Source organism: Bradyrhizobium sp. WSM2793 (assembly GCF_000379585.1).
In the GTDB taxonomy this organism is placed as follows: domain Bacteria; phylum Pseudomonadota; class Alphaproteobacteria; order Rhizobiales; family Xanthobacteraceae; genus Bradyrhizobium.
In genome coordinates this window covers 87,056-93,609 of the sequence record NZ_KB902796.1, presented here as the reverse complement: position 1 = coordinate 93,609, position 6,554 = coordinate 87,056, and the positions used below count along the sequence as shown (strand labels likewise).

At 65.9% G+C, this 6,554-nt stretch carries 6 protein-coding genes; all 6 read right to left on the bottom strand.

What is annotated here, in order from left to right:
• Window positions 1–527: 527 nt before the first annotated feature.
• The 6 genes from A3AS_RS0127615 to A3AS_RS0127590 all read right to left on the bottom strand — a co-directional run bounded on the left by A3AS_RS0127615 (window position 528) and on the right by A3AS_RS0127590 (window position 6,514).
• Window positions 528–1,760, bottom strand: a complete 1,233-nt coding sequence (locus tag A3AS_RS0127615) for a Zn-dependent hydrolase (protein ID WP_018320774.1) — start codon at window positions 1,758–1,760, stop codon at window positions 528–530.
• The gene (locus A3AS_RS0127610) at window positions 1,753–2,538 is read right to left on the bottom strand and encodes an ABC transporter ATP-binding protein (protein ID WP_020508750.1); all 786 of its coding nucleotides are present in this window, start codon (window positions 2,536–2,538) and stop codon (window positions 1,753–1,755) included. Before A3AS_RS0127610 ends, A3AS_RS0127615 begins: the two co-directional genes overlap by 8 nt.
• Window positions 2,535–3,308, bottom strand: a complete 774-nt coding sequence (locus tag A3AS_RS0127605) for an ABC transporter permease (RefSeq protein WP_018320772.1) — start codon at window positions 3,306–3,308, stop codon at window positions 2,535–2,537. The genes A3AS_RS0127610 and A3AS_RS0127605 overlap by 4 nt, the downstream gene beginning before the upstream one ends.
• Before the next feature lie 72 nt (window positions 3,309–3,380).
• Window positions 3,381–4,325, bottom strand: coding sequence for an ABC transporter substrate-binding protein (locus tag A3AS_RS0127600; protein ID WP_026202420.1), 945 nt, complete (start codon window positions 4,323–4,325; stop codon window positions 3,381–3,383).
• Between the two features lie 105 nt (window positions 4,326–4,430).
• A complete protein-coding gene (gene hutC, locus A3AS_RS0127595) occupies window positions 4,431–5,159 on the bottom strand; it encodes a histidine utilization repressor (protein WP_018320770.1) in 729 nt (242 codons plus the stop codon).
• Window positions 5,156–6,514, bottom strand: coding sequence for a formimidoylglutamate deiminase (locus A3AS_RS0127590; protein WP_018320769.1), 1,359 nt, complete (start codon window positions 6,512–6,514; stop codon window positions 5,156–5,158). Before A3AS_RS0127590 ends, hutC begins: the two co-directional genes overlap by 4 nt.
• Window positions 6,515–6,554 lie beyond the last annotated feature (40 nt).

Below are 6,554 nucleotides of genomic sequence, written 5' to 3'. Positions count from 1 at the left end.
AGATGCGAGCGAGCCCAACCGGGCAGACTGCATCATCCAATTCGCGGGGCGAGGGAGGCCAGAAGGAATGGTCGGCTCCCGGGAGATCACGGCATAAGCCGTCCAACCACTGCGCAGGGAAGGCCGAGTGATCGGCACCACCTGTATGCTGCTGTGCGGTTCTTNCTGCGNGTGCTTTTCGCGCAGCGGACCGCGGGTGCGAGCCAGCACCCGGCCTTCCCTGCGCCCTCTTGGATGAGAGGGTCGCGAGACCAAGCAAAGCTCGGGCGAAATGCGCCGCGAGGCCGCGATGCCGCGTCTGCAACTTGAGCTGCGTGCCACAATCTCAATCTCGTAGGGTGGGCAAAGCGCAGCGTGCCCACGCCTTGTTGCTTATGGACAGAGATCGTGGGCACGGCGCTATGCGCCTTTGCCCACCCTACGGCACTGCACGTTGGGATGTGCATTGGAGCCTCGCAATGACGGTGGAGAGACTGTGCGTCATACCTCCGCTCTCGTACCCCGACGCAGAGCCGCCCTGGTTCGTTCTAACCCGCAAGAATCCGCCGACAGGCGTCCACGTACACCTGCGCGCCGGTGACGATATCGGCGTCGGCGGTGTTCTCGGTCCAGTGATGGCTGATGCCGCCGATCGACGGCACGAACAGCATGGCGGCGGGCATGACGGTTGCCAGCATCTGCGCGTCGTGGCCGGCGCCACTGGGCATGCGAATGGATCGTCCGCCGGCCAGCGCCTTGCTCGCGGCTTCGATTGCATCCTGAAAGCCGGAATTCATCACGGCGGGCGCACCGGTGCGGATTTTCTCTACGGTGACGGTGCAGGGGCCCTTCGCGCTGGCTTCGTCAGCCATGGTCCGCAGCAGCTGCTCCAGCCGGGCAATGACGGCCGGATCGTCGTCGCGGATCTGGAACAGCATCTCCGCTCCACCCGGAATGATGCTCGGCGCGCCGGGATCGAGCGTGATGCGGCCGGTGGTCCAGACCGTTCGCGGGCCGCAGGAATCAGGAAAACGCTGGTCGATCGCGACGCAGAATTTGGCCAGCGCCAGCCCCGCATCCTTGCGCACGGCCATGCGCGTGGTGCCGGCGTGATTCTGCTCACCGGCGAAATTGATACGGTACTGCCAGATGCCGACGATGGAGGTGACGACGCCAATCGCAAGCTTGCCGCTTTCGAGCGTGTCGCCCTGTTCGATATGCGCCTCGAGATATCCGACGTGCCGGCCCGGCTCGACGCCGATGCGCGGGCGTCCTGCGAGCCCCATCTCGGCGAGCGCATCGCGCATGGTGCGGCCGCCAGTGCGGTCGCGCGCGGCGTCGATCTCGGCTTCAGTCACCTGACCGACATAAGAGCGCGAGCCGAGGAAGCTGCCGAAATGACCTTCCTCATCGCACCAGGCGGCCACTTCGACCGCGCCTTTCACGGAGGGGTCGGCATTGAGCACGCGCGCCGCCTCGAGCGCATAGACGACGCCGAGCGGGCCATCGAGCCAGCCGGCGTAGTTCTGGCTCTCCAGATGCGAGCCGGCCAGCAGTTTCGGCCCGGACTTGGCGCTGGTCCCAAACACGTTGCCGATGCCGTCGATCGAAGCAGAGAGACCTGCATCGGGCAGCTTGCGCACCAGCCAGTCCAGCGAGAGCTTGTGCGGCTCGGAGAAGGTCGGCTTGTGCACGCCGGTCTTGTAGGCGCCGATGGCGCGGAGTGCGTTGAGGTCGGCGAGGACGCGCTGGCCATCGGCGCGCGGCTTGGTGTCAGGCATGCTCAGTAACCTTCAGCGCCTCGGTGCGGATCTCCTCGACCAGCCGTTCCTTGAGCTGGACGAATTCCGGCGTGGTCTTGATCTTGTAGGAGCGCGGATGCGGCAGGTCCACTGTGATCTCGGCCTTGATACGGCCGGGACGCGCGCTCATGACGATGACGCGGCTGCCAAGGAAGATCGCTTCCTCGATGTCGTGGGTCACGAACAGCACGGTCTTCTGGTCGCGCTCCCAGATCCCGAGCAGCATCTCCTGCATCAGGGCGCGGGTCTGGTTGTCCAGCGCGCCGAACGGCTCGTCCAGCAGCAGGATCTTCGGGTCGTTGGCGAGCGCGCGCGCGATCGCCGTGCGCTGCTGCATGCCGCCCGAGAGCTGCTTCGGCCAATGATTCTCGAAGCCGGACAACCCGACCTGGCGGATGAAGGCGTCGGCGATCTTGTGCCGCTCCGCCTCGGACACGCCGCGCTCGCGCAGGCCGAAGGCGATGTTCTCGCGCACGGTGAGCCAGGGAAACAGCGTGTAGGACTGGAACACCATGCCGCGATCGGCGCCGGGACCAGCCACCTCGCGCCCGTCGAGCGTGACGCGGCCGCTGGTCGGACGGTCGAGGCCCGCAACGATGCGCAGCAGGGTGGACTTGCCGCAGCCGGAGGGGCCGAGGATGGTGACGAAATCGTTGTTGCCGATGACGAGATCGGTCGGCTCCAGCGCCTTGGTCGGTGCGTTGCCGTGGCGTGCGGGGAAGGTGCGCGAGACCTGCTCGACCTTGAGGATCGTCATGCGAGCCTCCACGGAAACAGCCGGGCGTTGAATGCCTTGAACATGAAGTCGGAGAGGAGGCCGATCAGCCCGATCACGATGATGCCGAAAATGATCTGGCCGGTGTTGAGCAGCGCCTGGCTGTCGGTGATCATGTGACCGATGCCCGAGGACGAGCCGATCAGCTCGGCGACGATGACGTAGGTCCAGGCCCAGCCCAGCACCAGCCGCAGGATTTCCGCGATCTCGGGCGCGGAGGAGGGCAGCAGCACGCGGCGGATGATGCCGCGGTCCTTGGCGCCGAGTGTATAGGCCGCCTCGACCAGATCGCGCCGCGTGGCGCCGACGGTCACGGCGACCATCAGGATGACCTGGAATACCGAGCCGATGAAGATGACGAGGAGCTTCTGCAGCTCGCCGATGCCGGCCCACAGAATCAACAGCGGAATGAAGGCGGAGGCGGGCAGATAGCGCGCGAAGGAGACGAACGGCTCGAGGAACGCCTCGACCGGCTTGTAGGCGCCCATGAGAACGCCGAGCGGCACTGCGATGATCGCTGCGAGCGCAAAGCCGCCGACGACGCGCCAGATCGTCATGCCGATGTCGAACACAAAACCCTGCTTGGCCAGCAGGTCATAACCTTCCTGCACCATGGTCAGCGGGTTGGCGAGAAAGGTCTTCGACACATAGCCGCCAAAGGTCGCCCACGACCAGAGGGCAACGAACACCACGAAGAATGCAAGGCCGTAGGCCACGCGCTGCTTCGATGTAACAGGGTCCAGGGGACGCATCGACGATATATCCGGGCGGTGAACAGACTTGCCGGCCCCGCCGCGAGACGGGGCCAGCAGCGCGTGAGTGACTTACTTGATGAAGCTGGCGTCGAAGAGATCCTCGACCTTCGGCGCAGCCTTGATGATGCCGATCTCGAGCAGCAGCTCGGCGGCCTCCTTGTTGAAGGTCAGGAAGTCGCCGGCGAAGAACTTCTGGTTCGCGGCCTTGTCCTGCCAGCGCAGATACTTCGCCGAGTTGCCGAACTGCTCGCCGCTCTGCTTCACGTCCGCACCCATGATCTCGTAGGCCTTGGCCTGGTCCTTGGCGATCATGTCGAGCGCCTCGAAATAGCTGTCGGCAAGCGCCTTGGCGGCCTTGGGATTGTCGGTCAGGAATTTCGGCGTGCAGCCGAAGGTGTCCATGACCATCGGATAGTCCAGCGTGGTCGCGATGATCTTGCCCTTGTCGGGCGCAGCGCGCACCGTCGACAGATACGGCTCATAGGTCATCGCCGCATCGTTCTGGCCGGAGACGAAGGCCTGCGCGGCCGCGGCCGGCTCGAGGTTGACGACGGTGACGTCCTTCACCGTGAGGCCGTTTTTCTTGAGCATCCAGGCCAGCGCGAAATAAGGCGAGGTGCCGGGCGCGGAGGCGGCGACGGTCTTGCCCTTCAGGTCCTTGATCGCGGCGACATCGTTGCGCACAGCCATGCCGTCGGCGCCAAAGCTCTTGTCGAGCTGGAAGATCTGCTTGGTCGCAACGCCGTTCGCGTTCCAGGAGATCCAGGTCTCGACCGTGGTCGCCGCGCACTGGATGTCGCCGGACGCGATCGCAAGGTGCCGGTCCTTCTGCGGAATCTTCTTGATCGTGACGTCGAGGCCGTTCTTCTTGAAGATGCCAGCCTCCTTCGCCAGTGTCAGCGGCGCGAAGCCGGTCCAGCCGGAGATGCCCACGCCGACCTTGACGTCGTCGGCGAGCACGGGAGTGGCGGCCGAAAGAGCAATGATTGTCGCAAATATCGTCGAACTACGCATGATTGTCGTCCTCTTGCCGATCGATGGATAGACGTCCTGTTGATCATTGTCGGTCCGGATGGACCGTTGCCCGAAGCGTTGCACGATTTGTGCCGACATGTCCTCTCAGCCTCCCTTGAATCGCGCGACAAGGCGGTGAGAGTCACCGGGATAGAGCAGGCGCACGGCGGTGATGGTGCGTGCGCTGCGCCAGGTGTAGCGGTCGATCACGAGACAGGGCGCGCCGACGGCGATCGCGAGCGCGTCCGCCGTGCGATCGTCCGCAACGATGGCGCTGATCGTGTGCTCGGCCTCGGTCCATGGGACATGGTGCAGCAGCCAGGAGCCCGGCGGCTCGCGCGAGAAATCGGCGGTCGCAGCGTCAGGCACGGATGCAAGGTCGATCAGCCGGTCCTCGATGGCGAACGGCACCTTGTCGGCGCTGTGGCGGCAGGTGATCGCGACCACCTTGCCGACCTTCCTCACGCCGAGACGGTCGCGATCGGCAGTGGTCGCGGTGCGCAGCTTGCGGCCGATCAACTCATAGCCGTAAGCGCGCCCCAGTGCGGTGATCTCGGCGCGGATGTCGGCGATCTTGAGCACCGCCGACATGTGCTGCGGCCGCCGGACGAAGGAGCCGGCGCGCCGCCGCCGCTCGATCAAATCGGCCTGCGCCAGCTCCGACAACGCCTTGTTCACCGTCATGCGCGAGCAGCCGTAGCGCGCCACCAGTTCATGCTCGAACGGGATGCGATGCCCCGGCGGCCATTCGCCGGTCAGGATGCGCTTCTCGATGTCGGCGCGAATCCGCTTGTACAGCGTCGGCTTGTCGGCCGCGTCGGTGGCAAGGCTCATGCGACAAGCCTCCGAACCGCCGCGTTGAAGCGCTCGCGTGCAGCTTGTCGCAACGCATGACGTCCGCCTTCGACCACCTTGTGACCGCCGGCCCAGACGCAGTCGATCGCGCCGCTGCCCGCGGCAAAGATCCAGCCGTCGATCGTGGCATCGCCGTGACGCCCTGCCAGCGAGGGATGTGCGCCGTCGAGCGTGACGATATCGGCGCGCGCGCCGGGCGCAAGGCCGACGGTCGGTTGCGCCAGCGCCTGTGCGCCGCCTGCGAGCGCATGATCGAACAGCGTCCGTCCGGTCGAGCGGCCTGCGCCGGCGGAGAGCACGTTGCGCTCGCGGTGCTTGAGGCGCTGCCCGTATTCGAGCTGGCGCAATTCGTCGGCGACGCCGACCAGCACGTTGGAATCCGTGCCGACGCCAAAGGCGCCACCGGCAGCGACAAATTCACGGGCGGGAAAGATGCCGTCGCCAAGGCTTGCTTCGGTGATGGGGCAGAGGCCAGCGACCGCGCCAGCGCTCGCGAATGCCGTGATTTCCGCATCCGTCATGTGCGTCGCGTGAATGAGGCACCAGCGCCGGTCGACGGGCGCGTGGTCCAGCAACCATTGCACCGGGCGCCGGCCGGACCAGGCGAGGCAGTCGTCGACTTCCTTCACCTGCTCGGCGGCGTGGATATGCACCGGGCCGCCCTCGGCGAGCGGAATGATCGCTGCAAGCTCGTCCGGCGTCACCGCGCGCAGGCTGTGCGGCGCGATGCCGATGTTGGCGCCGGGCAATGCGCCGATGGCCCTGCCCGAGGCGGCCATCAATGCCGCGAACTGATCGACCGAGCAGATGAAGCGGCGCTGGCCGTCATGAGGCGCTGCGCCACCGAAGGAGCCGTGCGCATAGAAACTCGGCAGCAAGGTCAGGGCAATGCCGGAGGCTTCGGCAGCCTGCGCGATGCGCGCGGCCATCTCGGCGGGATCGGCATAGGGCGAGCCGTCGCGATCATGATGCAGATAGTGGAATTCGCCGACGCGGGTAAATCCCTGTTCGAGCATCTCGACATAGAGAAGTGTCGCGACGGCGGCGACGTCGTCCGGCGTCATTGCCAGGGCGAAGCGATACATCGTCTCGCGCCAGGTCCAGAACGTGTCGGTCGAATCGCCGCGCAGCTCGGCAAGGCCCGCCATGCCGCGCTGGAAGGCGTGGCTGTGCAGGCTCGCAAGTCCCGGAAGCGCGATGGCGTGGCGCTCGTCGCCGGCGGCCGGCTGCACACCCGCGGATACCGCCGCGATCGCGCCGGCGGTGATCACCACCTGCACGTCATTGGCCCAGCCCGAGGGCAGGAGCGCGGAGGCGAAATGCAGTCGGGTCATGATTACACGCCGGCTGGACAGAACGGTCCCACGATTATAT

Bases quoted from the DNA above. Each gene is read 5' to 3' on its own strand.
- A3AS_RS0127615 (WP_018320774.1), bottom strand. From the start codon at position 1,760: ATGCCTGACACCAAGCCGCGCGCCGATGGCCAGCGCGTCCTCGCCGAC.
- A3AS_RS0127610 (WP_020508750.1), bottom strand. From the start codon at position 2,538: ATGACGATCCTCAAGGTCGAGCAGGTCTCGCGCACCTTCCCCGCACGC.
- A3AS_RS0127605 (WP_018320772.1), bottom strand. From the start codon at position 3,308: ATGCGTCCCCTGGACCCTGTTACATCGAAGCAGCGCGTGGCCTACGGC.
- A3AS_RS0127600 (WP_026202420.1), bottom strand. From the start codon at position 4,325: ATGCGTAGTTCGACGATATTTGCGACAATCATTGCTCTTTCGGCCGCC.
- hutC (WP_018320770.1), bottom strand. From the start codon at position 5,159: ATGAGCCTTGCCACCGACGCGGCCGACAAGCCGACGCTGTACAAGCGG.
- A3AS_RS0127590 (WP_018320769.1), bottom strand. From the start codon at position 6,514: ATGACCCGACTGCATTTCGCCTCCGCGCTCCTGCCCTCGGGCTGGGCC.